Below are 24,047 nucleotides of genomic sequence, written 5' to 3'. Positions count from 1 at the left end.
CAAGGTACCCACCATGGAAAAGTCATTTCACCGCTTCTCGGATCTGTTCGCCCAACTCGGCCTGTCGTCCGACCCCGCATCCATCGAAGCGTTTCTGCTCGATCACGCACCCCTGCCCGACGATGTGCGTCTGGCCGATGCGCCCTTCTGGTCAGCGGCGCAAAGCGCGTTGCTGCGCGAAGAGATCCTGGAGGATGCGGATTGGGCGGAGGTGGTGGATCAGTTGAATGTGGCGCTGAGGGGGCCGGTGGTTTGAGTTGTGGCCTCGCCTCGACCGAGGGGCCAGAGCGGTCGGCTTCGGGCTGGGCACTTACGTGTTCGACTGATCCTTGGCGCCTTGCAACTGGCGACCAAGCTCGGCTGCTGCCTCGGTGAGCGCGGCATCGAGTGCTTCAATGCCGACAGCATTGAAGTCATGGCCGGGCCGCGACTGGACGAATGCCACGTACCTTTCCAGATGATCGGTAGGCAGCGTTGCATACGCCTTGGCGAAGCCAGCCAGTGAAAGCGCGGCAAAAGCCTTCAACATCTCTGGTCGTTGCGCCTCAAGCTGGGTTCTCGGCTCGGCCGCAGGCAACAAAAACCAGTAGCTCATCGAGCAGTTTCCTGCGCGGTGGTGGCGAACTTTCCAGCAGTGCAAGTCCCTGCTTCATGAGAGCTTGAAGGTCTCCGCTTTCCTCAGATGCTTTCGCTTCCAGCTTTGCGATGTGCCGGCCAATGGGAGAGTCATACCAACGCAAAAGATCGGCCACGTCGCGCGCGCTCAACTTCTTCGCGACAAGCTTGATACCGACCGCGCGCATTCTCGTCGCCGAAAAGGCATTCTCGATGACGCGTGAGATGCGTTCAGCTTCGGCGGCGCTCGGCTTGGAATCCCCCTGCGAAAGTGCTTCAGCGAATCCGGCCTGGACTTGAGGAGCCACGCTGCCCAACTGGTCCCAGAGTCCTGACTTGCGAAGCAAGTTCTCGGCTGTGGCATGGTCCGTCTGAGCATGCGTGCCGCCCGCGCCAAAAAGTATTGCGCTCAGAAGCAGAAAGCTCAGTAGTTTGATCAATTGAACCTCCCAGTTCATTGGCAACTGACCGCAATATTGGCGACAGCACTGATAAAGCCGCTGGTTGAGCGTCCTGACGCGCCACGGCTGTGCAAGAGCGGTCCCCCGTCCCCCCACGCCTCAAAACCGCATCCCATAAGCCAGCGTCAAACCCTGCGACTTCACGCCGCTTTCCTTGTAGTAGCTCGTCCAGTTCGTCTGCACGTACGAGGACTTGGTCAGGTACAGGTTGGCGCCCAGGCCGTAGGCGGTGCCTGTGTCGCTGTCACTGGTGCTGCCGGCGGCGGACGACACCGTGATCTTGGTGCGCAGGTAGCCCAGGCGGGCAAACAGTTCCACGTTGTTGCTCACCATGACGCTGGGCTTGACGAAGAAGCCGGCGGCGCTGTCGATCTTGGCGTTGAGGCCGACGGGTGTTCCGTTGAACTCGAGCGGCTCCCGGGTGCTGGCCAGGCCCAGAAAGCCTTCAATGGCCACGTTGGGATGCACCTGGTAGCCCAACACGGCGGACAAGCCGGTGGGGTTGGCCTTGAGCTTGGCGCCGTTGCTGGTGATTTCCAGGTTGACGGCGGTGAGGCCGATCTCAGCATAGAGCCTGGAAGGGGCTGGGGCCTGGGTCTGGGCATGCGCGCCTGCGGCGGTGACGGAGAAGAGCGTGGCGGCCAGGGCTTGGTGTGCGAATTTCATGGCGATGAATGTAAAAAATGAATCAATAAAAACAGGAATGGTGCTGAGCCTACCAATCGGAAGAACCTTACTTTCCAATAAGTTAAGCATTAGGTTTCAACAAGTGGCGATTGAACAACGCGTGGGCTGAAATGCGTCTCCCCCATGGGGTTGTGGGCGCCCGGGCGTTGGCTGGCCGGTTCGCCAGCGCACAGACCCATCCGGCGATTGTTTTTACCGTGGTGGCTCCATTGACCGATGACGAGGGCCACCCATGAACATCGAAACCCAGACCACCCCCGAACTCAAGCACATTGCCGAGCTGATCAAGGGCATTGCCACCTCGATGCTCACCACCATCGAGGCCGACGGGTCGCTCGCCAGCCGTCCCATGTACGCGCTGGAGATGGACGCCAGCGGCGCCATCTGGTTTTTCACCGACACGCGTTCCGCCAAGGTGGAGCGCCTGCGGGTGGCCAACCTGGCGTTCACCGACCTGGACGACAGCACTTACGTATCGCTCTCGGGGCACGGCGAGATCGTCACTGACCGTGGCCACATCGAGCGCCTGTGGTCGTCCTTTGCGCGCCCCTGGTTTCCCGACGGTCCGGACTCCCCGAATCTGGCCTTGCTGAAGTTTGTGCCCCACGCGGCCGACTACTGGGACGCGCCCAACAGCAAGATGGTTCGTGCCGTGAGCGACCTGGTGTCCATCGTGGCGGGCAAGCCCATCGGCATGGGTGAGCACGGTTCGCACGAAGGCCTGTCGCGCGGTGCCTTGCCGGTCGGAAGCCGAGCATGAACAAGCCCGCTCCGGCCGACGCGCCCGATGTGCCCAACCAGCCGGTGGAGCCCGACACGCCGTTTGAGCTGCCACCCGAAGACGGCAAGACGCTCCTGCAGCTGCCGCACGAACGCGACGAAGACACCGACATGACGGACGACCAGCCGGACCCGAAGATCCTGCAGGCCTACAAAGACCTGAAGCAGGGTCAGGTGGACACCGACATGCGGGCCACGCCGGGGCAGGACGCGGCGAAGCGCGCCAGAGACGTGCCGGGCGCGGGCGGTCAGCACCCGCCGCAGGACGAAAACAGCGTTCGTCGCCGGTAGCTGGGGCGTGCCCGGGGAGGGCCGCTCCACAACGGTGGCAGAATCCGCGCTCCCCATGAGCCGGCGCTTCCGTTCGTGCCTCGGGGGTCACTTCCCACCTGCTCCCCATGACTCCTCCGCTCCACGGCACGCTCGGCATTGATTTCGGCACTTCCAATTCGGCCATGGCGTGGGCCGATGTGCGGGGCACGGCGCGCCTGATTGCGCTGGAGGGCACGGCGGTCTCCATGCCCACGGCGGTGTTCTACAACGCGGAAGACAGCAGCACGCATTTCGGCCGCGACGCGGTGGCGCAGTACCTCGCCGGCACCGAGGGCCGCTTGATGCGCTCGCTCAAGAGCCTGCTGGGCAGCCCGCTGCTGCTGGAGACCACGGTGGTCAACCACCAGCAGATCAGTTTCCAGGAAATCGTGGCCACCTTTCTGGCCGCGCTGCGCGAGCGCGCGGCGCAGTCACTGGGCGTGGCGCCCACCAAGGTGGTCATGGGCCGGCCGGTGCATTTTGTCGACGATGACCTGGAGCGCGACGCGCTGGCGCAAGACTCCTTGCTGCAGGCCGCGCAGGCCGTGGGTTTCAGGCAGGTGTCGTTTCAGCTGGAGCCGATTGCCGCCGCGCTGGACTACGAGCGGCGGCTGGAGCGCGAGAGCGTGGTGCTGGTGGTGGACCTGGGGGGTGGCACGTCCGATTTCACCGTGGTGCGGCTGGGCCCGCAGCGCATGAAGCTGGCTGACCGCGCGGGTGACGTGCTGGCCACCACCGGTGTGCACATTGGCGGGACCGACTTCGACCACAAGCTCAGCCTGGAGCAGGTGATGCCCCTGCTGGGCTACAAGCACCTGGGGCCGCAGCAGCGCGAGGTGCCCAGTCGCGTGTTCTTCGATCTCTCCACCTGGCACCTGATCCAGTGGCTCTACCAGCCGCGCGCCTTGAGCCAGGCGCAGCAGCTGCGGGTGAACTACAGCAACGTGGCGCTGCACGAGCGCCTGATGAAGGTGCTCAAGCACCGCGACGGCCACCGCATCGCGCACGAGGTGGAGCAGGCCAAGATCCGATGTTCGGAGCAGGATGGCGCCACACGGGTGGATTTGTCCGAGGTGGAGCGCGGGCTGGGCGCAGCCATGGACGCCGACGCCATGCGCGACCACTTGGGGCACCTGCTCGCGCGCACCGTGGCCTGCGCGCGCGAATGCGTGCAACGCGCCGGCCTCACCGACACCACGTTGGACGCCATCTACCTCACCGGCGGCTCCTCTGCCCTGCGGCCGTTCCAGCGCGCGCTGCAGGCCGAGTTTGCGGGCGTGGCCATGGTCGAGGGCGATCTGTTTGGCGGCGTGGCCTCGGGCCTGGCTTACAGCCGGTCGTGAACTTGCGGCCGACCACGCCTTCAAACGCCAACCATCTTGAACACAGGAGATCGAACCATGCGCACCGTGTTGTCCTTGCTCACCGCTGCAGCGGTTTTGTCGGCTTGCAGTGGCTACGCGCCGCCGACCGGGTTCACCGGTGCCACCCGGGACGAGGTCGTGGCCCGCATGGGGCCGCCGGAGACGCTGCGCCAGGTGGACGGGGGAAGCCGGCTGGAGTTTCCGCGCGGGCCGTATGGCCATCACACCTGGTTTGTGTATCTCGACGGTGCCGGGCGGGTGAGCCGCTCCGAGCAGGTGCTCACCGAGGCGAATTTCCTTCAGATCAACCCCGGCATGACCCAGGACGAGGTGCGCCAGCGGCTGGGCCGCCCGGGTGAGGTGCATGGGCTGGCCCGCTCGCGCGGCTCGGTGTGGAGCTACCGGTATGAAAACCCGTTCTGCCGGTGGTTCCAAGTGGAAATTGCCGAAGACCAGGTCGTGCGGTCTGCCGGTTACGGTGAGCCACCCGAGTGCAACCGCCGCGAAGAGCCTTTCATCTTTTGACCGGGCGGGCTGATTCCGCCTCGGCCCCGATCACGCCGAAGCGGTAAACCGTGGTGCCCCGGTAAGGCCGTCCTGGCGCCACCAGGTTCTGCGGCAGCGTGGGGCAGTTGGGTGCGTTGGGAAACCACTGCGGCTCCAGGCACACGGCCGAGCGCGGACGATGCCGCACACCCCGTTTGCCCACATCGGGCTTCTCGGCCGCACCCAGCTGGCCGGCGGTGTACACCTGCAGCAAGGGCTCGGTGGTCCACACATCGAGCGAGCGGCCGCTGGCTTCGCTGCGCAGTTGCGCACACAGGCGTGCTTCGTTGTCCGGGTGGGCATCCAGTGGATAGCTCAGGTCGATGTCGGGCAGGGCACCCAGCGTTTTTGCGCTGCGCAGGTCGTGCACATGGCCGTTCAACGACACGCGTTTGCCGGTGGCAATACCGTCAAGCCCGGTGGCCAGCACCTCGTTGGCGTGCGGCACGTGCAACACATGGCCGTCGATGGTCTGGCCTTCGGTCACCCCGTCGAGGTTGAAATAGATGTGGCTGGTGAAGCTGGCCGGGCCGGGATCGTCCAGCGCGGTGGCCAGGTGTTCGATCACCAGCGCGTTGTCGTCCGTCAGGCGGTAGGTGAGCTGCAGGTCCAGCGTGCCGGGAAAGTCGTCTTCCGTGGTCAGAAAACGGTGGTGCAGTTCCAGCGTCTGCGCGTCCACCTGTCGCGCGTCAAACGCGCGGTGCCGCGCGCCGCGCGGCCCGCCGTGGATGCAGTGGGCTCCCGCATTGGGCGTGAGGCGGTGTTCAATGCCGGCGAGCGTGAAACGCGCGCCGCCGATGCGCCCGGCGTAACGCCCCACGAACGCGCCCATGGAGGGTGAGCCGGTGAGCACGGCGTCCAGGCTGTCGTAGCCCAGCGCAACGTCGTCCAGCACCCCGTGCCGATCCGGCACCACGATCTGCAGCACCTTGGCGCCGAGGTTGGTGATGGCCACCACCATGCCGCGCGCGTTGCTCAGCAGAAAGAGAGCGGTGGGCCGCCCGTCCACGGTGCCTGTGAAACGGGTCGGGTCGAGCAGGTGCGGGAACGGCGAGGGAACGGGCGAGGGGAGGGGTTCTGGGCTCATCGGCCTTATTGTGGGCCGAGCGCGCGAATGAGCTGGTCGAGCTGTTCCATCTCGGCCGGCTTCAGGTCGGTCAACGGTGCGCGCACCGGACCGGCGCCGTGGCCCACCAGCCGGGCGCCCGCTTTCACGATGCTCACCGCGTAGCCCTGGCCCTTGTTGCGGATGTCCAGGTAGGGCATGAAGAAGGACTTGAGCAAGCGGTGCTGCGTGGCGTGGTCGTCGGTGCGCACGGCTTCATAGAAGTCCATCGCGGTCTTCGGGATGAAGTTGAACACCGCCGATGAATACACCGGCGTGCCCAGCGCCTTGTAGGCCGCCGCATACACCTCGGCTGTGGGCAGGCCGCCCAGGTACGAGAAGCGCTCGCCCATCTTCAGATAGATCGACATCATCATTTCAATGTCGCCCACGCCGTCCTTGAAGCCGATGAGGTTGGGGCAACGATCGGCCAGGATCGCGAGCGACTCGGGTGTGAGCTTGCAGACGTTGCGGTTGTAGACGATGACGCCGAACTTCACGCTCTTGCAGACCTGCTCCACGTGCGCGATCAGGCCTTCCTGTCCGGCCTCGGTGAGGTAGTGCGGCAACAGCAGCACGCCGTGCGCGCCCAGGCGCTCGGCCTCCTGCGCGTGCGCGATGGCGGTGCGGGTAGGGCCACCCGCGCCGGCAATGATGGGCACCTTGCCGCGGCAGGTGTCCACCGCGGTCTTGATCACGGCGCCGTACTCCGGGCCACTGAGCGAGAAGTACTCGCCCGTGCCACCGGCCGCAAACAGCGCGCTCGCGCCGTAGGGCGTCAGCCACTCCAGCCGCGCGGCATAACCCTGGGCATTGAATTCACCTTGTGCGTCGAAGTCGGTGACCGGGAACGACAGCAGTCCGCTGCTGACGATGGATTTGAGATCCTGGGGATTCACGTGAACGTCCTCTTCTTGAAAATCTTGTTGAACAATCAGTCGAGCTTGATGTTGGCCTCGGCCACCACCTCACCCCAGCGCTTGCGCTCGCGCTCGAAGAGTGCGTCCTGCTCGGCGGGTTGCATGGTCACCACCTCGGCACCCTGGCCGGTCAGGCGCGCGCGCACGTCGGGGCTGCGGATGATCTTGATCAGCTCGGTGTTCAGGCGCGCGATGATGGCCGGCGGTGTGCCGTTGGCCACCAGCACGCCCTGCCAGGTGCCGGATTCAAAACCGCTCACGCCCTGTTCGGCCAGCGTGGGCACGCTGCCCACCAGTGGCATGCGTGTTTTCTTGGAGATGCCCAGCACCTTGAGGCGCCCGCTCTGCACGTGCGGCAGCGTGGCCAGCATGCCGTTCATGATCACCTGGGTCTGGCCGGCCACGGTGTCGGTCACGGCCTGCGAGCCTCCCTTGTAGGGCACGTAGATCCACTTGGCGCCGGTGGCGCGCTGCACGGCGACGCCGGCCACGTGCGGTGCGCTGCCCACGGCCGTCACCGCGAAGTTCAGGTCGGAGGTCTTGGAGAGTTCGACCAGTTCCTTGAGGTTGTTGGCCTTGACCGAGGGGTGCACGGCCAGCATGTGGGGCGAGTAGGCCAGCATGGTCACGCCGCGCAGGTCTCTGCTGGGGTTGAACGCCAGCTTGGTGTAGACCGATGGGCTGATGGCCAGGGCACCCACGTCGCACAGCAGCATGGTGTGGCCGTCGGGTGCGGACTTGGCCACCAGGTCGGCGCCGATGTTGCCGTTGGCGCCGGCACGGTTCTCCACCACCACCGGCTGGCCCAGGCTCTCGGAGAGCAGCTGGCTGATGGCGCGCGCGATGATGTCGGACGAGCCGCCCGGTGGGTAGGGCACGATGAGGCGCACCGGCTTGGTGGGGAAGCTTTGCGCCTGCGCGGGGAGACCCACGGTGGCGATGGCAGCGGACGCTGCGATGAGTTGCCTGCGGTTCAATGACATGGAGAACTCCTTGAGTGTTGTTGGAGGAAACGGGGCAGCGCTCAGAAACGCGGTTGCGCACCGGTGAACGAAGGGTCGTACTTCTGCATTTGCGCGAGATCGTTGCGGTTGCGAATGCCACATTGCAGGTAGTTCTCGTGCAGGCGCACCAGGGCCTCGCGGTCGATCTGCACGCCCAGGCCGGGCGTGGTGGGCACACGCAGGCTGCCGGCATCGAACCGCAGCCGCCCGCCTTGCACCACCTCGTCGTCCTGCCAGGGGTAGTGCGTGTCGCAGGCGTAAGAGAGGTGTGGCACCGAGGCGGCCAGGTGCGTCATGGCCGTGAGGCTGATGCCCAGGTGCGAATTCGAATGCATCGACAGGCCCAGGCCGAAGGTTTCGCACATCAGCGAAAGCCGCTGCGTGGCGCGCAGGCCGCCCCAGTAGTGGTGGTCACTCAGCACGATCTTCACCGGGCAACCCATCTCCGCGTTGCGGCGGAATTCCTTCAGGTCGGTGACCACCATGTTGGTGGCCAGCGGCACGTCGCAGGCTTTCGCCACGGCTTGCATGCCGTCCAGGCCGGGGGCCGGGTCTTCGTAGTACTCCAGCACGCCGCGCAGTTGCTCCACCACCTTCAGGCTGGTGGGCACGGTCCAGTTGCCGTTGGGGTCGATGCGCAGCGGTGCGCCCGGAAAGGCTTGAGCCAGGGCCAGCAGGCCAGCGGCTTCCTGGTCGGGTGGGAGCGCGCCGGCCTTGAGCTTGATGCTCTTGAAGCCGTACTGACCGATCATGCGGCGCGCCTGCGCCACCAACTGCTCGGGCGTGAGCGCCTCGCCCCAGGGGTCGGGTGCGTAGGGCTTCTCGATGTGTTCTGCGTACTTGTAGAACAGGTAGGCGCTGAAGGGCACGCTCTCGCGCGCAGCGCCGCCCAACAGGTCCACGACCGGCGCGTTGGCGAGCTGGCCTTGCAGGTCCATCATCGCCACTTCAAAGGCGCTGATCACCTTGGCCACGGTTTTGGAGACGTGGGTGCCTGGTGCCAGCGAAACCTGGATACCGAGGAACTCCGACGCGGTCTGCCGGGGCGTGACCAGCGCGGCGACACGCACTTCCATGTCGTTGAGTGCCCAGGGCGAGAGACCCGTGAGCGCCGGTGCGGCCTTGGCCATCGCTTCGAGCATGGGCAGGTCGCCGTAGCTCTCGTTGATGCCGATCAGGCCGGAGTCGGTCTCGATCTCGATGATCGAGCGCAGCGCCCAGGGCTCGTGGATGCCGGCGGCGTTGAGCAGCGGTGGATCGCGGAATGCGATCGGCGTGACACGGACGTGTCGGATGGCGTGGGAGGTCATCGACGAGATGTGCTGAAAAAAAGGAATCAGGGCGCGAGCACGGTCTGCGGCAGCCACAGCGAGATGGCGGGCAGGTAGGTCACGGCCATGAGCACGGCGAACAGGGCCACGTAGAACGGCAACAGGGCCTTGACCACGGTTTCCATCGGCAGCTTGGCGATGGCGCTGCCCACAAACAGCACGCCACCCACCGGTGGTGTGATCAGGCCCATGCCGAGGTTGACCATCATGATCATGCCGAAGTGCACCGGGTCGACGCCGATGGCGGTGACCACGGGCAGCAGGATGGGCGTGAGGATCAGGATCAGCGGCGCCATGTCCATCAGCGTGCCCAGGGCCAGCAAGAGGATGTTGATCATCATCAGGATCACGTAGCGGTTGTCCGACAGCGTGGTGAACATCGTCGTGATCTTCAGCGGTATCTGCATCAACGTCATGATGTAGCCGAAGCTCGCGGCGAAGGCGATCAGGATCATCACGATCGCCAGCGTCTTCACGGTGCGGTGCACCAGCTTGGGCAGCTCGCGCCACTGGTAGTCGCGGTAGACGAACATGGTCACGCCAAAGGCCCAGAGCACGGCGATGGAGGCGGACTCGGTGGCGGTGAACACGCCGGTGAGGATGCCGCCGAGGATGATCACCATGGTCATCAGGCCCCAGAGCGCATCGGCGCAGATCTTGAGCGCCTGGCGCAGCGGGATCACGTCGCCCTTGGGGTAGTTCTTGCGCTTGGCGATCACCAGGCACATCACGGCCAGGGTCAGGCCCAGCAGCAGGCCGGGCAAAACGCCGGCCAGGAACAGCGCGGCAATCGACACCGAGCCGCCGGCGGCCAGCGAGTAGATCACCGCGTTGTGGCTGGGCGGAATCAGGATGGCCTGCACCGAGCCGCTGACCGTCACGGCGGTGGCGAACTCGCGCGGATAACCCTTCTTCTCCATCTCGGGAATCAGCACCGCGCCAACCGAGGCCGTGTCGGCCATGGACGAGCCGGAGATCGCACCGAAGAAGGTGGAGGCCAGGATGTTGACCAGCGACAGGCCACCGCGAATGAAGCCGACCAGCACGTTGGCAAACGCCACCAGCCGGCGCGCCATGCCGCCCTCGGCCATGATGGCGCCGGCCAGCACGAAGAAGGGAATGGCCAGCAGCGAGAACTTGTTGACGCCGCTGCTGATGGCGATCATCACCGCGTCCAGCGGGATGTCGATCCACCAGGCACCGATGAGGGCGGCGATGCCGAGTGCGTAGGCAACGGGTGTGCCGATGATCATCAGCAGGAAAAAACTGCCGAGCAGGATGAGCGCGTCCATCAGGCGGCCTTTTCTTCGGAATCGGGGAGGAGGTCGAACTGGACCACGTTGCGCTGGCTCTGGTCACCGTAGAACAGGAACTCCAGCACGAACAAGAGGGTGACGAAGCCGCCCAGCGGCACCGGCACATAGGTCAGGCCCACGGGCAGCCAGGGCAGCTCGGGAATGGACTGGCCCCAGGTGCCGATGCACAGCTTGATGCCGTAGAACACCATGAAGGCGCTGACACCCACCATCAGCAAATTGACCGCAAAGGCCATCACACCGCGCACGCCGGACGACATGCGCTCGGTCAGCATGGCCACGGCGATGTGGGCGCCGGCGCGGTAGGCCGCCGCCGCGCCGAGGAAGGTGAAGATCACCATGAGCAGAATGGAAATGGGCTCAGGCCACTGCGAGCCGGTGCCCAGCACATAGCGCGCGAAGATGCCCCAGGGGATGAAGACCGACATCAAAAAGATGCAGGCCCCGGCCACCCAGATGCAGGCCAGGTAGACGGCGTCAAGCGCACGGTGGATCGTTTCAGCCATGGTGGTGAATGAGATGAATCAGAAGGACTGCGACTACGGAAATCAGGTACGCAGGAGGAGAACGTGCCCCACCCAGAGCACCCGTGAATCCGGCTGTGCCGGTCCACAGGGTGCGTCCCCCCACCGGGGGGAAGCCGCGAAGCGGCGCAGGGGGGAGCCTTTACTTGACGGAGGCGATGCGCTGCATCAGGTCAGCGAAGCGAGCGCCGTACTTGGCGCGCACCGGGGCGGTGGCGTCAAAGAAGGGCTTGTTGTCGAGTTCGATGAACTCCACGCCCGCGGCCTTGAGCTTGGCGGAGTACTCGGTCACGCTCTTGTCCCACAACGCGCGCTGCTCCATCTGGGCTTCACGTGCCAGCTTCTTCACCAGTGCCTGGTCGGCAGGGGTCAGCTTGTCCCAGGTCACCTTGGACATCACGAGGATCTCGGGAATGATCAGGTGGTTGGTCTGGCTGTAGTACTTGGCACCGGTGGTGTAGTGGTTGCTGGTGAACATGCTCGGCGGGTTGTTTTCCGCGCCGTCGATCACGCCGGTCTGCAGCGAGGTGAAGACCTCGCCATAGGCCATGGAGATGCCGTTGCCGCCCATGGCGTTCATGGTGTCCACGAACACCGGGTTGCCCATCATGCGGATCTTCTGACCCTTGAGGTCGGCCGGGCTGCGCACCGGCTTCTTGGTGTAGAGGCTGCGCGAGCCGCCGTCCATCCAGCCCAGGCCGACCAGGCGTGCCGGGCTGGCCGTGACCTTGGCCAGCAGGTCGTCGCCGACCGCGCCATCGATCACCTTGCGCATGTGGGCGATGTCACGGAACACGAAGGGCATGTTGAACACGTCCACCTCGGGCACGACGGGGCCGATCACGCCCAGCGAGATGCGGGCGAGCTGGATCGCGCCGAGCTGGGCCTGCTCCACGGCTTCTTTTTCCTGGCCGAGCACGGCGCCGGGGAACATCTGCACCTTGATGCGGCCATTGGTGGCGGCATCGAGCTTCTTGCCCATGCTCTCGACGGCGGCCACGGTGGGGTAGCCGGCGGGGTGGGTGTCGTGGGCCTTGAGCACGATGTTCTGTGCATGGACGCTCAAGGGCAGCAGGCTGGCCATGGCCAGGGCCAGGCTCAGGATCGATCGACGTTGGGTCTTCATGTTGTCTCCGCGCGGCTCGTCCAGGCCCCTCACGCCTGGACGCAGTGCAAAGACGCCACCAGCCAACGGCTGGTCGGACAGATCGCCACCCGGTCGGATGGAGGTGACGAACAAGGTGTCGAGCCCGCTGCCGCCAAAGGCGCACATCGCGGGTTTTTTCACCGGCACGGCGAGCGAGCGGTCGAGCCGGCCATCGGGCGTGAAGCGGTGCACCAGGCCGGCGTCGTTGCCGCAGATCCAGTAGCCGCCGTCTTCGTCGACGGCCGCGCCATCGGGCCGGCCGGGCAGGGGCTTCATGTCGATGAACACGCGCTGCTTGCCCGGTGTGCCGGTGTCGGTGTCGTAGTCGAAGGCCCAGACGGTCTGCACGTCGGGGTGCGAGTCCGAGAGGTACATCGTCTTCCCGTCGGGGCTGAAGGCCATGCCGTTGGGGGTGATGAAGCCGCCCTGCAGCGCGCGCAGCTGGCCGCCTTCCAGCGCGTACAGGCTGCCTGCCGCGGCGGCGAGCGACATGTCCATCACCATGGTGCCGGCGCGCAGCCGGCCCTGGCGGTCGCAGCGACCGTCGTTGAAACGCATGCCGTCTTGCGGATGCTGCACGCTGGCCAGCGCTTCGTGCGTGAGGCTGCCATCGGCATGGGGTGTCAGCACGGCCACGCCGGTTTCCATCGCCGCGACCCAGCGCCCGTGCGGTGTGGTCTCGCTGCCCACGGCCAGTGCGATGCAGCCCGTCATCTCGGGCGTGGGCCACTGGCGCGACTGGCCGCTGGCGGCGTTCCAGCACCACAGCGCACGGCCCGGGATGTCGACCCAGAACAGGCACTGGCGCTGCGCGTCCCAGACGGGGCTTTCGCCCACACCGTTGCGCGCATCGATCAGCAGTTCAGCGGTGGCGTTCATGGCGTTCAAAACGGGCCGGCCTTGACGAAGCCGCCGCCCTGATAAATGGCAGCCGGGTCGCTCAGATCCGGCGCGCTGGTGCGGGCGAACACCGCTTCGCGGAACACGTCGGAGGTGTCTTTCGCGACAAAGCCCACGTGGCGCGCACGGCTGTTGTCCCACCAGGTCACGGCGTTGTTGGACATGCCAAAGACGATGCTGTGGCCGAGCACCGGTGTGCTCAGGCAGGCGGTGATGAGGCGGTGCAGATCGTCGAAGCTCAGCCAGGTGGCGAGCATGCGGCGGTCTTTGGGTTCGGGGAACGAGGAGCCGATGCGAACGCAGGCGGTCTCGATCCCGTGGCGGTCGAAGTAGAGGCGCGCGAGGTCCTCGCCGAAGGCCTTGCTCAGGCCGTAGAAGCCATCGGGCCGCGCCGGGTGGTCGGCGTGGATGGTCTCGCTTTGCTTGTAGAAACCGGTCACGTGGTTGGAGCTGGCGAACACGACGCGCCTCACGCCGTGTTTGCGAGCGGCCTCATAGAGGTTGTAGGCGCCCACGATGTTGGCCTGCAGGATGGACGCAAACGGCGCCTCCACCGAGATGCCACCCATGTGCACGATGGCGTTGCAGCCGGCCACCATGGCGTCGACTTCGTCGGCGCTGGACAGATCGGCCCGCACGGTTTCTTCGCCGCTCTGCGCCGCACCCAGGCCGGCTTTGTCGGAGAGGCGCAGCACCTCGCAGTTGCCCTTGAGGCGCTCGCGCAGCGCGGTGCCCAAGCCGCCGGCGGCGCCGGTGAGCAGCAAGCGGTGGTGGGTTTTCAGCGTGTTTTCCATGGGGCTCGGCGGTCTGGTCTGACGTTTTTCGGGGGCATTTTTTCGAAGAGCTTGGACTTATCGCAAGTGCTTTGCTACAGTCCGCACATCTTGTGTTGTCTGTTGTCGGTTGTCAGACAACTGGGCGAATTGTGTGAACCCTGCGATGGGGTGTCAAGGAAAAAACAATGCTCTCCGTGAAAACCCTAGGTGCCGAAGCGGTCGCGATCGAAGCCGTGGCAACGCGCCCGCGCCGCCCTCGCGGCCTGGTGCCCGAGATCGTCGACACCCTGGCCGCCGACATGCGCGAAGGCCGTCTGCAGACCGGCGACAAGCTGCCCACCGAGTCCGAGCTGATGGGGCGTTTCGAGGTCAGCCGCACGGTGGTGCGCGAGGCCATTTCGAGGCTGCAGGCCTCGGGTCTGGTGGAGACGCGGCACGGCATCGGCACCTTCGTGATGGCGCCGCAGGAGCAGAGCAACTTCCGCATCGCACCGGAAGACTTCGCCACCGTGTCCGACGTGATCTCGCTGCTGGAGCTGCGCATCAGCCTGGAGAGCGAAGCGGCCAGCCTGGCGGCTCAGCGCCGCGATGACAGCCACCTGCAGAACATGGCTGCCGCGCTTGCGGCCTTCGAGGCCTCGATCGCCGAGTCGTCCGACGCCGTGCCCTCGGACTTCCAGTTCCACATGGAGGTGGCGCGCGCCACCGGCAACCGCCACTTCGCCGACCTCATGACCTACCTCGGCACCATGATCATTCCGCGCACCCGCATCAACACCGCGAGCAGCGCGCCCGAAGGCCGGCTGGCCTATCTGCAGCGCGTGCACACCGAACACCAGAACATCTTCAACGCAATACGCCAGCGCGACGCCGATGCAGCGCGCATGGCGATGCGCACCCATCTCTCCAACAGCCGCGAACGCTTGCGCCGCGCACAACCTGACACGACCCCATGACCTTGCTGCAATCTTTCGACGCGCGCACCGGCGCACCCAACGGCCAAGCCCTTCAGAACTCATCGCCCACCGACATCGACACCGCCGCCCAGGCCGCCGCCGCCGCATTCGGCACCTGGGGCAGCAGCACCGGCGCGCAGCGCGCCGAGCTCTTGAACGCGCTCGCCGCTGCGCTGGAATCCGATCGCGAAGCGCTGGTGGCGCTGGCCGATGTGGAGACAGCGCTGGGCACTGCGCGCCTCAACGGCGAGCTCGACCGCACCGCGTTTCAGTTGCGCCGCTTCGCCGACATCGCCACGCGGGGTGTGCCCTTCGAGCGCCTGGACGACCCGGCCGTGGCCGGCGCACCGCCCGTGGGCCACCCGGCCATGGTGCTTCAGCGCGTGCCGCTGGGTCCGGTGGCCATGTTCGCGGCCAGCAACTTTCCGTTCGCTTTCTCGGTCCTGGGTGGCGACACCGCCGCGGCCCTGGCCGCTGGTTGCACGGTCGTGGTGAAGGCGCATCCGGGCCACCCGCAGTTGTCGCAGCGCGTGTTCGGCCTGATCCAGAACGTGCTGCAGGCGCAAGGTCTGCCGGCCGGGCTGGTGGGTCTGGTGCAGGGCGCGGGGGTGGAGGTGGGCGTGGCACTGGTGCGCCACCCGCTGATCGCCGCCGGCGCCTTCACCGGTTCCACGCGCGGCGGTGCGGCGCTGCAGGCCGAAGCGAATGCCCGCCCACGCCCGATCCCGTTTTACGGCGAACTCGGCTCCATCAACCCGGTGGTGGCCTTGCCCGCCGCGCTGCAAGCCAGGGGCGCCGAGCTGGCCACCACCTTGGCCGGCTCCATCGTGCAGGGCTGTGGCCAGTTCTGCACCAACCCCGGCCTGATCGTGCTGATCGACGGCGCCGACGCCGACGCCTTCGTGGCGCAGCTCGGCACCGCGCTTGCCGCGCAACAGCCGCACGCCATGCTCACCTCCGGCATGCGCCGCGCATTCGACGCGGGTGTGGCGCGTTTCGTCGAGCACGGCGCGCAGCCACTGGTGCAGCAAGCCGGCAGCGCGCAGGCGCCCGGCCCGCAGCTGCTGCAGGTGAGTGCCGCGCAGTTCCTGCGGCAGAGTGCGCTGCACGACGAGGTGTTCGGCCCCTCCAGCCTGGTCGTGCGCGCGGCCTCGCACGCCGAGGTGCTGGCGGTGCTGGCCGCCGTGGGCGGCAGCCTCACCGTGACGATCTGGGGCGCCGAGTCGGAATCGGAGGAGACACGCGCGCTGGTGCGCGGAGCCATGGCCATTGCCGGTCGCGTGTTGTTTGCCGGCGTGCCCACGGGTGTGGCGGTCACGGCCGCGCAGCAGCACGGCGGCCCCTGGCCCGCGTCCACCGCGCCCATGACCACCTCGGTGGGCGACGCCGCGCTGGCGCGTTTCCTGCGCCCGGTGAGCCTGCAGGACGCACCGGCCTGGCTGCTCGCGCGCCAAGGCAGACCGTGCTGAGCGGCGTCAGCGGCGCTGCCTTCTTCACCCGCCCGCGCAACGTGGTCCTGCTGGCCACGCTGTGTTGCCTGCTCTGGGGCAGCGCCTACCCGGCCATCAAGAGCGGCTACGCGCTGCTGGCCATCGGCCGCGACGACACCGCCTCGCAACTGGTGTTCGCTGGCTGGCGCTTCGTGCTCGCGGGCCTGCTGCTGCTGGCCATGGCGCGGGCCATGGGGCGGCCAGTGCTCGCGCTCTCGCGCGGTGACCTCGGCCGCATCGGCCTGCTGGGCCTGGCGCAGACCTCGCTGCAGTACGTGTTCTTCTACGTCGGCCTGGCGCACACCACCGGCGTGAGGGCCTCCATCTTCAACGCCACGGGCACCTTCTTCAGCGTGTTGCTGGCGCATTTCATCTTCCACAACGACCGCCTCAACCGGCGCAAGGCGCTGGGTTGCCTGGTGGGCTTTGTGGGCGTGATGGCGGTGAACCTGCGCGGCGCTCATGAGCTGGACGCGGAGTTCACCCTGTTGGGCGACGGCTTCATCGTGATCGCGGCCTTCGTGCTCTCGGCCGCCAGCATCTTCGGCAAACGCCTGTCGCAGCAGATCGACGCCATGGTCATGACCGGCTATCAGCTGGCCATCGGTGGCCTGGCCTTGTCGCTGGTGGGGCATGCCACGGGCGGCGAGTTGCGGGGCATGGGGGTGGCGGCAGCGTCGTTGCTGCTCTACATGGCCATTCTTTCGGCCGTGGCGTTCGCGCTGTGGGCCGCGCTGCTCAAGCACAACCGCGTGGGCATGGTGTCGGTGTTCAACTTCCTCATCCCGGTGTTTGGCGCCTTGCTCTCCGCGCTGTTCCTGGGCGAAGAGATCCTGGCCTGGCGCAACGCCGTGGCCCTGCTGCTGGTGTGCGGTGGCATCTGGCTCGTGACCGCAGCACCGCGAACCTCTCCCACGTCCGCTTGACCCCGCCCTGCGCGGGCGGGCCTCATCGGGGCTACAGTGCCGCCATGCGCACGGATGGCCGGATGGTCCACCACCGACGGCGCGGGGAGTGCCTTCATGCTGTTGCTGATCCTGGGTCTGGTGTTGTTTCTCGGTGTGCACTCGGCGGGCGACACCGGCTGGTGAAACAACTGGGCGAAGGGCCGTGGAAGGGCCTGTACTCGCTGGTCTCGCTGGCCGGCTTCGTGCTCATCGTCATCGGCTACGGCGCGGCGCGCGAAGCGCCGGTGTTGCTCTACACCTCGCCCAACGGGTTTCGCCACCTGGCGGCCGTGTTGATGCTTCCGGTGTTCGTGCTGCTGCTCGCAGCGTATTTGCCCGGGCGCATCCAGCGTGCCGCCAAACACCCCATGCTGCTGGCGGTGAAGCTGTGGGCGCTGGCCCACCTCCTGGCCAACGGCACGCTGGCCGACGTGCTGCTCTTTGGTGGTTTCCTCGCCTGGGCCGTGATTGACCGCATCTCGGTGAAGAAGCGTGCCGCCGCCGGTTTGCTGCGCCCCGGCCCGGTGCTGCCGGGCAGCAAGGCGAATGATGCGATCGCGCTGGTCGGCGGCCTGGCCATCTATGGGCTGTTTGTGGTCTGGGCACACGCCTGGCTCATCGGCGTGCGGCCCTTCGGCTGAGCAGGCACCGCGCTTGCCCCGGGAACCCTGGGGCGTCCGGCCGCACCAATGGCGTTGAGTCCGCCGCACCCACCCTGGAGAGCCCCATGACCCGTTTGTTTGCACTGCCCCTGGTGGCGGTGTTGTCCCTGGGCAGTTTGCCGCCCGCTGTTGCCCAAGCCGCCACCACCGAGGTGGTGGCCAGTGGTCTGCAGAACCCCTGGGGTGTGGCCTTCATCGGAGATGGCCGCATGCTCGTGACCGAACGGCCCGGGCGCATGCGTGTGGTGGGGGCTGACGGGCGCCTGGGCGCACCACTGGCGGGTCTGCCCCCGGTGGACGCCGGCGGGCAGGGTGGCCTGCTCGACGTGATCACCGACCGGGAATTCGCCAGCAACCGCACGGTTTATTTCTGTTATTCGGAGCCCGCGGCCAGCGGCGGTGGCAACTCGACCGCCCTGGCCTCGGCCAAACTGTCCAGCGACGCGGCGCGCCTGGAGGAGGTGAAGGTGATCTTCAGCCAGGCGCCGAAGGTGAGCAGCCGGTCGCACTTCGGTTGCCGCATCGTGCAGGCCACTGACGGCAGCCTGTTTCTGACCCTGGGTGACCGCTTCTCGCGCATGAACGACGCGCAGACGCTGGACAACCACCACGGCAAGGTGGTGCGCGTGCGCGCCACCGGCGGCGCCCACCCGGACAACCCCTTCGTGGGTCGCGCGGGTGCCCTGCCCGAAATCTGGAGCTTCGGCCACCGCAACCTGCAAGGCGCCGCGCTGGCGCCCGACGGCAGGCTCTGGACCTCGGAGCATGGCCCGCAAGGCGGTGACGAGATCAACCGCCCGCAGGCCGGCAAGAACCACGGCTGGCCCGTCATCACCTTTGGCGAGAACTACGGCGGCGGTGCCATTGGCGAGGGCATCACCCGCAAGCCCGGTATGGAGCAGCCCTTGCACCAGTGGACACCGTCGATCGCGCCCTCCGGGCTGGCCTTTGTGACAAGCGAGCGCTACGGCAAGGCCTGGCAGGGCAGCCTGCTGGCGGGATCGCTCAAGTTCCGTTACCTTTCGCGTCTGGTCATTGAAGGCGAGCGCGTGGTGCGCGAAGAGAAACTGCTGCCCGACCTCAACCAGCGCGTGCGCGACGTGCGCCAGGGACCCGACGGCTTCATCTACCTGCTGACCGACGACCGAAACGGCCAGCTGTTGCGCCTGCTGCCCGGGCGCTGAAAGGCCACCCATGCGACAACATTCACCCCAGCCTGTTGCAGCGGCGGGCGTGCGCCCCGATGCGGATCGTGCGGCGCTGGCACGGCAGTACCAGGCGGTGCGCGATCAGTCGCGCGCGCTCACGGCGCCGCTGTCGCCGGAAGACTGCCAGGCCCAGTCGATGCCCGACGCCAGCCCCGCGAAATGGCATCTCGCCCACGTGACGTGGTTCTTCGAGACCTTCGTGCTCGAACCCTTCGAACCCGACTTCAAGCCCTTCAATCCGGCCTTTCGCGTGCTCTACAACAGCTACTACAACGGCGTGGGCGAACAGTTTTCGCGGCCCCAGCGCGGGCTGGTCACGCGGCCCGATCTGGCCGAGGTGTGGCGTTGGCGCGAACAGGTGGACGAACGCATCGCGCGGCTGATCCAGCGCACGGACGACGCCACCGCCTTGCGCCTGATCGAGATGGGCCTGCACCACGAGCAGCAGCACCAGGAGTTGCTGCTCACCGACATCAAGCACCTGCTCTCCATCAACCCGCTGCGCCCGGCCTACCAGCGTGCCTGGCCGCTGGTGTCGGTCTCGCCCGTGCCCGCGCGCTGGGTCGCTTGCGAAAGTGGCTTGCTCGACATCGGCCACCGCGGCGAAGGTTTTGCCTTCGACAACGAAACACCGCGCCACCGGCAGTGGCTGGAGCCGCATGCGCTGATGAACCGCCTGGTGACGCACGGCGAGTGGCTGGATTTCGTGCGCGATGGTGGTTATGCCGATCCTCTGTGGTGGCTGTCAGCCGGGTGGGACTGGGTGCGCGCGCAAGGCGTGCAGGCGCCGCTCTACTGGACCCTGCCAGAAGACGCCAACGCCTTGCCCACCGTGTTCACCCTGCACGGCGAGATGCCGTTGGACCCGCACACGCCGGTGGTGCACGTGAGCTACTTCGAGGCCGACGCCTTTGCCCGCTGGAGCGCGGCCACGCACACCGACCAAGCCGGTGCCCGCCTGCCCACCGAAGCCGAGTGGGAAGCCGCTGCGGCCACCTTGCCGGTGCAAGGCAACCTGCGGGATGCCGGCGCCCTGCACCCCATGCCTGCGCGCGCGGCGGGCGACGGATTGACGCAGATGTTTGGCGACGTGTGGGAATGGACCGCGAGCAGCTACAGCGCCTATCCGGGCTACCAGGTCGCCGAGGGCGCGGTGGGTGAGTACAACGGCAAGTTCATGGTCAACCAGACCGTGCTGCGCGGCGGGTCGTGCGCCACGCCGGCCTCGCACATCCGCGCGAGCTACCGCAATTTCTTTCCAACCGATGCGCGCTGGCAGTTCAGCGGGCTCAGGCTCGCCAAGTCATCGCCCCCACGCTCAGCCGCTGCGCGGGTCGCTGCCCCCCGAGGGGGCTGATCCGGCTTGGGGCGGCCCGGCGCCGGATCACTCACCGCGTGAGCAGCCGCCGCGCGCCATGGCTGGACGCATCCACCACCGCCACCATCAGCAGCATGGCGCCCAGGATGGTCGCGGTCTTGTTCATCTGGAACAGGCCCATGTGAAAGGCCAGCAGCTGGCCCAGGCCGCCCGCGCCCACCACGCCAAGCACCGCAGCAGCGCGGATGTTGTTTTCCCAGCGGTACAGCGTGTAGCTCATGAGCTGGGGCAGCACCTGCGGCAGCGTCGCGTAGAGGAACACGCGGCCATTGCCCACGCCCTGCACGCGCAGCGCCTCGCCGGGGCCGGGCGGTGCGTTTTCGATCGCTTCGGCAAACAGGCGGCCCAGCACACCGGTGGTGTGAAAGGCCAGCGCCAGCGTGCCGGCAAACGGGCCCAGGCCGGCCGAGATGAGCAGCAGCGCGGCCCACACCAGCTCGGGGATGCTGCGCAACGCGTTGAGCAACCAGCGTGTGGGGACTCTGGCCCAGGCTGCGTCGGCCTCGTGCAGGCGGCTGGCGGGCAGGGCCAGCGCCAGGCCGGCTGCGGCGGCCAGCGCCGTGCCCAGCGCCGACATGGCCAGCGTTTCCCAGGCGCCGATGGCGACTTTCTTCAGGAACACCGGCGAGAGGTCGGGCGGGAAAAATTCGGCCACGAAGCGGCCCATGCTGCGCACCGCCTCCAGCGAGAGGAACTGACCCCATTGCAGATCCAGCGAAGCGAAGCTGGCGACCACCAGCACGAACAGCCCGGCCGTGAACCAGCAGGCCTTGCAGCGCGCGTCGAACAAACGCGGAGGCAATTTGTAGGGTGGGTTGGCGGCAGGATGACCCCCACGCTTGTCACTGCGTGTACTGCGCTGCCCCCCGGGGGGGCTCTCGCGGCTTGGGGCGGCCCGGCGCTGCTCGTCGGTCATCCCAACGCCTCTCGTAACCACGAACTCACCCGGTCCGCCAGCGCCACCAGCAGCACGAACACCAGCAACATGGTGGCGACTTCACCGCCGTTGAACATCTTCATGGAGTTGTCGAGTTGCTGGCCCAGGCCACCGGCACCCACGAAACCGAGCACCACCGACGAGCGGATCGCGCATTCCCATCGGTACACGGTGTAGCTGGTGAGCTCGGCCGCGTTGGTCGGCAGCAGGCCGTAAAAGAACGCCTGCAGGCGTGAGCTGCCGTTGCGCAGCAGGGCCTCTGTGGCGTGTGTTTCACCGCTCTCCAGAATCTCTCCGTACACCTTGCCCAGCATGCCGCCGTAGGTGAGGGCGATGGCCAGCACGCCGGCCGTGGGCCCCAGGCCGACCACGCGCACAAACACCAGCGCCCACACCAGCTCGGGCACGCTGCGCAGCAGGATCAACAACCAGCGCACCGACTGCCGGAACCAGAACGGCCCGCGCGCCATGCGGCCCGACAGCGCCGAGACCGAGAGCAGGCGCACCGACATCAAGGCCAGCGGGATCGCCACCGCGAGCGCGAGCGTGACGCCGGCGGTGGCCATGGCCACGGTGCGCCAGGTTTCGCGGGCGATCATGCTCAAGAACTCCGCGTTGACCACCAATGGCCAGAAGGTGGCGATGAACTGGCGGCTGATCTTGAGGTTCTCGGGCTCCAGAACGATCCAGGGCTTGAACTCGGTGGCCACCATGAGCGGCCACAGCAGCACGGCGCCCAGGCAGAGCCAGAACACGCGGGACAACCAAGCTGGGTCGCGCGTGGGGGCGCTGCGCAAAGAAGTCGCCGCTGCGCTCATGCTCAACGGCAGTGCATCACTGCGGGCTGCGGCGCGGGCGGTGGGGTGTTCACCACCACCGCCGGCACCTCGCCGCGCAGTTCATGTTCGAACTGGTCGTACAGGCGCGCCAGCCGTTCCTGGGTGACCTCGGCGGCCGGCAGATCAAAGGCCAGCTGGCCGTCGCGCAGGCCGACGATGCGCGGGAAATGGGCCAGCGCCACATCCACCTGGTGCAGCGTGGCCACCAGCGTCGCGCCGCGCTCGCGGGCACCGTCCAGCAGCGTGGCCACGGCCTGTTTTGAACGGGTGGGGTCGAGCGCCGACAGCGGTTCGTCGATCAGCCACACCTTGGCCGGTGCGAGCAGCGCCCGCGCCAGACCCACGCGCTGGCGTTCGCCGCCCGAGAGCCGGTCGACACGCTCGAAGAGCTTGTCGGCCAGATCAAAGTGGTCCAGCGCGTCGAACGCGGCCGGAATGTCGTCGGGGTAGAAAAGCGAGCGCAGGCTGGCCAGCAGACCCATGGAAGGCAGGCGGGCCGCCAACACCGCCGTGACCACCCGCTGACGCGGCGGCAACGGCGGCACCTGCGGCGCCAGAAACAACTGGCCGCGCTGGCGCTGCAGCGCGGCGCGCGGCAGCGCCCAGGGGTCGCGGCCGTCCAGCCGCAAGTGGCCAGTCGCGGGCGGCAGTGCACAGGCCATGACCTGCAGCAGCGTGGTCTTGCCCGCGCCCGAAGGTCCGATCACGGCCACCTGCTCGCCCGAGGCGATCCGCACATCGAGCGAGCGCAGCGCGGGCGCGTGGCCCGCACGCGCCGCAGGGTGGCGTGCCGAGACGCCTTGCAGTTCGATGTTCAACCGGGCGGCCTTGCGATCAGAGCAGGCTGGCGCTGCGTGCTGCAGCCTCGATGCCTTTGTAGTTCTCGGGCTTGGTGGGCACGAAGCGGGTGGCGCGCTGCAGATCCAGGATGTCCTTGCCTTCGGGTGTGTTCTTGTTCAGCGACAGGAAGGCCCGCGTCAACTTCTCGCGCGTGGCCGCCGGCATGTCGGCGTGCACCGACCAGTTGTAGTCGAAATACGGCGGGGTCGTGTAGAACACGCGGACCTTGGTCGTGTCGACCTTCTTGTCCGCCACGAAGCGTTCCCACACCGAGATGTTGAGTGCGCCAGCCTGCACCTTGCCCGAGGCCACGGCCGCGATGGTGGCGTCGTGTGCCCCGCTGAAGGCCACGCGCTTGAAATCCTTGTCCGGGTCCACACCGGCTTGCAGCAGGAAGCTGCGTGGCATGAGGTGGCCCGAGGTGCTGCTCTGCGAGCCGAAACTCACATCCTTGCCCTTGAGGTCCGCGAGCGTCTTGATGCCGGGTTCGCTGGTGATGAACACCGACTTGAACTGCTCGTCCTCCTCGCGTTGCACCAGCGGAATGATCTTGCCGCCTGAGCGTGCATTGGCTTGCACGAATGTGAAGCCGCCGAACCAGGCCAGGTCAACCTTCTTGTTGACCAGCGCTTCCACGGCCGCCGCGTAGTCGGACACAGGCGTGAACTCCACCTTCATGCCGAGCGTGGTTTCGAGGTGTTTCACCAGCGGAGCGGCCTTGCGGGCCAGTTCGGTGGGTGATTCGTCGGGGATCGCGGTGACGCGAAACACGGCTTGCGCGTGCGCGGCGGCGGTGAGGGACAGCACGGCGCAGGTGAAGAGTGCGCGCAGGGTGCGAGAGGTGTTTGTGAACATGATGAATCCGATGAAGAGGGATTGGGGAGGGCGTATTAGACCTGACCTGCTTCAACCTGGCAGTGGCCGTCAGTTTTGCAAGACCCTGTAAGAAACCGGGTCGCCGCGCAGACTTTGAAACACACCTCCGCTATAAAGACCGATCTC

General features: G+C 66.9%; 25 protein-coding genes and 2 pseudogenes. 11 read left to right on the top strand and 16 right to left on the bottom strand.

Features of this window, described 5'->3' with window-relative positions; all coding sequences use genetic code 11:
• Window positions 1-13: 13 nt before the first annotated feature.
• Window positions 14-256, top strand: coding sequence for a DUF2789 domain-containing protein (locus ASE11_RS09185; RefSeq protein WP_056269488.1), 243 nt, complete (start codon window positions 14-16; stop codon window positions 254-256).
• Window positions 257-310: 54 nt separating this feature from the next.
• Here ASE11_RS09185 and ASE11_RS09180 read toward each other — a convergent pair whose 3' ends face one another.
• The 3 genes from ASE11_RS09180 to ASE11_RS09170 all read right to left on the bottom strand — a co-directional run bounded on the left by ASE11_RS09180 (window position 311) and on the right by ASE11_RS09170 (window position 1,742).
• The gene (locus ASE11_RS09180; protein ID WP_156406286.1) at window positions 311-595 is read right to left on the bottom strand and encodes a hypothetical protein; all 285 of its coding nucleotides are present in this window, start codon (window positions 593-595) and stop codon (window positions 311-313) included.
• The gene (locus tag ASE11_RS09175) at window positions 546-1,055 is read right to left on the bottom strand and encodes a DUF2059 domain-containing protein (RefSeq protein WP_162258037.1); all 510 of its coding nucleotides are present in this window, start codon (window positions 1,053-1,055) and stop codon (window positions 546-548) included. Before ASE11_RS09175 ends, ASE11_RS09180 begins: the two co-directional genes overlap by 50 nt.
• A 120-nt stretch (window positions 1,056-1,175) precedes the next feature.
• Window positions 1,176-1,742, bottom strand: coding sequence for a porin family protein (locus tag ASE11_RS09170; protein WP_056269481.1), 567 nt, complete (start codon window positions 1,740-1,742; stop codon window positions 1,176-1,178).
• 253 nt (window positions 1,743-1,995) lie between these two features.
• Here ASE11_RS09170 and ASE11_RS09165 point away from each other — a divergent pair, with 253 nt between their 5' ends.
• The 4 genes from ASE11_RS09165 (at window position 1,996) to ASE11_RS09150 (ending at window position 4,744) form a co-directional block, all read left to right on the top strand.
• Window positions 1,996-2,523 carry a pyridoxamine 5'-phosphate oxidase family protein gene (locus tag ASE11_RS09165; protein WP_056269478.1) on the top strand — a complete coding sequence of 176 codons (528 nt, stop codon included), beginning with the start codon at window positions 1,996-1,998 and terminating at the stop codon, window positions 2,521-2,523.
• Window positions 2,520-2,834 (top strand): hypothetical protein, encoded by a 315-nt coding sequence (locus ASE11_RS09160; RefSeq protein ID WP_056269476.1) that lies wholly within the window; start codon window positions 2,520-2,522, stop codon window positions 2,832-2,834. The genes ASE11_RS09165 and ASE11_RS09160 overlap by 4 nt, the downstream gene beginning before the upstream one ends.
• Before the next feature lie 107 nt (window positions 2,835-2,941).
• Window positions 2,942-4,198 (top strand): Hsp70 family protein, encoded by a 1,257-nt coding sequence (locus ASE11_RS09155; RefSeq protein WP_056269473.1) that lies wholly within the window; start codon window positions 2,942-2,944, stop codon window positions 4,196-4,198.
• A gap of 57 nt (window positions 4,199-4,255) precedes the next feature.
• Entirely contained in the window at window positions 4,256-4,744 is a 489-nt protein-coding gene (locus ASE11_RS09150; protein WP_056269470.1) for an outer membrane protein assembly factor BamE, read from the top strand.
• On the opposite strand, the gene ASE11_RS09145 is transcribed toward ASE11_RS09150, so the two are convergent.
• The 9 genes and pseudogenes from ASE11_RS09145 to ASE11_RS09105 all read right to left on the bottom strand — a co-directional run bounded on the left by ASE11_RS09145 (window position 4,734) and on the right by ASE11_RS09105 (window position 13,806).
• Window positions 4,734-5,852: an aldose epimerase family protein gene (locus tag ASE11_RS09145; RefSeq protein WP_082585642.1), complete on the bottom strand. Its 1,119-nt coding sequence runs from the start codon at window positions 5,850-5,852 to the stop codon at window positions 4,734-4,736. The two genes, ASE11_RS09150 and ASE11_RS09145, sit on opposite strands and share 11 nt — an antisense overlap.
• Window positions 5,853-5,857: 5 nt before the next feature.
• On the bottom strand, window positions 5,858-6,769 hold the full coding sequence (gene kdgD, locus ASE11_RS09140; RefSeq protein WP_056269463.1) for a 5-dehydro-4-deoxyglucarate dehydratase: 912 nt from the start codon (window positions 6,767-6,769) through the stop codon (window positions 5,858-5,860).
• Between the two features lie 35 nt (window positions 6,770-6,804).
• A complete protein-coding gene (locus ASE11_RS09135; protein ID WP_056269461.1) occupies window positions 6,805-7,773 on the bottom strand; it encodes a Bug family tripartite tricarboxylate transporter substrate binding protein in 969 nt (322 codons plus the stop codon).
• A gap of 41 nt (window positions 7,774-7,814) precedes the next feature.
• Window positions 7,815-9,104, bottom strand: coding sequence for a glucarate dehydratase family protein (locus ASE11_RS09130; protein WP_056269459.1), 1,290 nt, complete (start codon window positions 9,102-9,104; stop codon window positions 7,815-7,817).
• A 26-nt stretch (window positions 9,105-9,130) separates the two neighbouring features.
• On the bottom strand, window positions 9,131-10,417 hold the full coding sequence (locus tag ASE11_RS09125) for a TRAP transporter large permease (RefSeq protein ID WP_056269457.1): 1,287 nt from the start codon (window positions 10,415-10,417) through the stop codon (window positions 9,131-9,133).
• Window positions 10,417-10,947 (bottom strand): TRAP transporter small permease, encoded by a 531-nt coding sequence (locus ASE11_RS09120; protein WP_056269456.1) that lies wholly within the window; start codon window positions 10,945-10,947, stop codon window positions 10,417-10,419. Before ASE11_RS09120 ends, ASE11_RS09125 begins: the two co-directional genes overlap by 1 nt.
• Window positions 10,948-11,107: 160 nt before the next feature.
• Window positions 11,108-11,977, bottom strand: a pseudogene (locus ASE11_RS09115) (TRAP transporter substrate-binding protein); the annotation flags it as partial.
• 126 nt (window positions 11,978-12,103) lie between these two features.
• Window positions 12,104-12,991: pseudogene (locus tag ASE11_RS09110) on the bottom strand (SMP-30/gluconolactonase/LRE family protein); the annotation flags it as partial.
• Window positions 12,992-12,996: 5 nt separating this feature from the next.
• On the bottom strand, window positions 12,997-13,806 hold the full coding sequence (locus ASE11_RS09105; protein ID WP_056269454.1) for an NAD-dependent epimerase/dehydratase family protein: 810 nt from the start codon (window positions 13,804-13,806) through the stop codon (window positions 12,997-12,999).
• A gap of 167 nt (window positions 13,807-13,973) precedes the next feature.
• On the opposite strand from ASE11_RS09105, the gene ASE11_RS09100 reads away from it, so the two are divergent.
• The 6 genes from ASE11_RS09100 (at window position 13,974) to egtB (ending at window position 20,408) form a co-directional block, all read left to right on the top strand.
• Window positions 13,974-14,744, top strand: coding sequence for a FadR/GntR family transcriptional regulator (locus tag ASE11_RS09100; RefSeq protein WP_082585641.1), 771 nt, complete (start codon window positions 13,974-13,976; stop codon window positions 14,742-14,744).
• Window positions 14,741-16,213 (top strand): aldehyde dehydrogenase (NADP(+)), encoded by a 1,473-nt coding sequence (locus ASE11_RS09095; protein WP_056269452.1) that lies wholly within the window; start codon window positions 14,741-14,743, stop codon window positions 16,211-16,213. Before ASE11_RS09100 ends, ASE11_RS09095 begins: the two co-directional genes overlap by 4 nt.
• Window positions 16,207-17,160, top strand: coding sequence for a DMT family transporter (locus tag ASE11_RS09090; RefSeq protein WP_156406285.1), 954 nt, complete (start codon window positions 16,207-16,209; stop codon window positions 17,158-17,160). The genes ASE11_RS09095 and ASE11_RS09090 overlap by 7 nt, the downstream gene beginning before the upstream one ends.
• Window positions 17,161-17,321: 161 nt before the next feature.
• Entirely contained in the window at window positions 17,322-17,822 is a 501-nt protein-coding gene (locus tag ASE11_RS09085) for an NnrU family protein (protein ID WP_321166261.1), read from the top strand.
• An 86-nt stretch (window positions 17,823-17,908) separates the two neighbouring features.
• Window positions 17,909-19,027 (top strand): PQQ-dependent sugar dehydrogenase, encoded by a 1,119-nt coding sequence (locus ASE11_RS09080; protein WP_056269450.1) that lies wholly within the window; start codon window positions 17,909-17,911, stop codon window positions 19,025-19,027.
• A 10-nt stretch (window positions 19,028-19,037) separates the two neighbouring features.
• Complete coding sequence (egtB, locus tag ASE11_RS09075; protein ID WP_082585640.1) at window positions 19,038-20,408, top strand: ergothioneine biosynthesis protein EgtB; 1,371 nt, start codon at window positions 19,038-19,040, stop codon at window positions 20,406-20,408.
• Window positions 20,409-20,439: 31 nt separating this feature from the next.
• Here the strand turns inward: egtB and phnE are convergent, their stop codons facing one another.
• The 4 genes from phnE to ASE11_RS09055 form a co-directional block, all read right to left on the bottom strand.
• Window positions 20,440-21,231, bottom strand: a complete 792-nt coding sequence (gene phnE / locus ASE11_RS09070; RefSeq protein ID WP_056269448.1) for a phosphonate ABC transporter, permease protein PhnE — start codon at window positions 21,229-21,231, stop codon at window positions 20,440-20,442.
• Between the two features lie 110 nt (window positions 21,232-21,341).
• Entirely contained in the window at window positions 21,342-22,184 is an 843-nt protein-coding gene (locus ASE11_RS09065) for a PhnE/PtxC family ABC transporter permease (protein ID WP_056269445.1), read from the bottom strand.
• A gap of 2 nt (window positions 22,185-22,186) precedes the next feature.
• On the bottom strand, window positions 22,187-23,023 hold the full coding sequence (locus ASE11_RS09060; RefSeq protein ID WP_056269444.1) for a phosphonate ABC transporter ATP-binding protein: 837 nt from the start codon (window positions 23,021-23,023) through the stop codon (window positions 22,187-22,189).
• 16 nt (window positions 23,024-23,039) lie between these two features.
• Window positions 23,040-23,900: a putative selenate ABC transporter substrate-binding protein gene (locus tag ASE11_RS09055; protein WP_056269442.1), complete on the bottom strand. Its 861-nt coding sequence runs from the start codon at window positions 23,898-23,900 to the stop codon at window positions 23,040-23,042.
• Window positions 23,901-24,047 lie beyond the last annotated feature (147 nt).

This window comes from Hydrogenophaga sp. Root209, assembly GCF_001428625.1.
Taxonomy (GTDB): Bacteria; Pseudomonadota; Gammaproteobacteria; order Burkholderiales; family Burkholderiaceae_C; genus Hydrogenophaga.
This window is presented reverse-complemented; position numbering and strand designations above follow the sequence as displayed.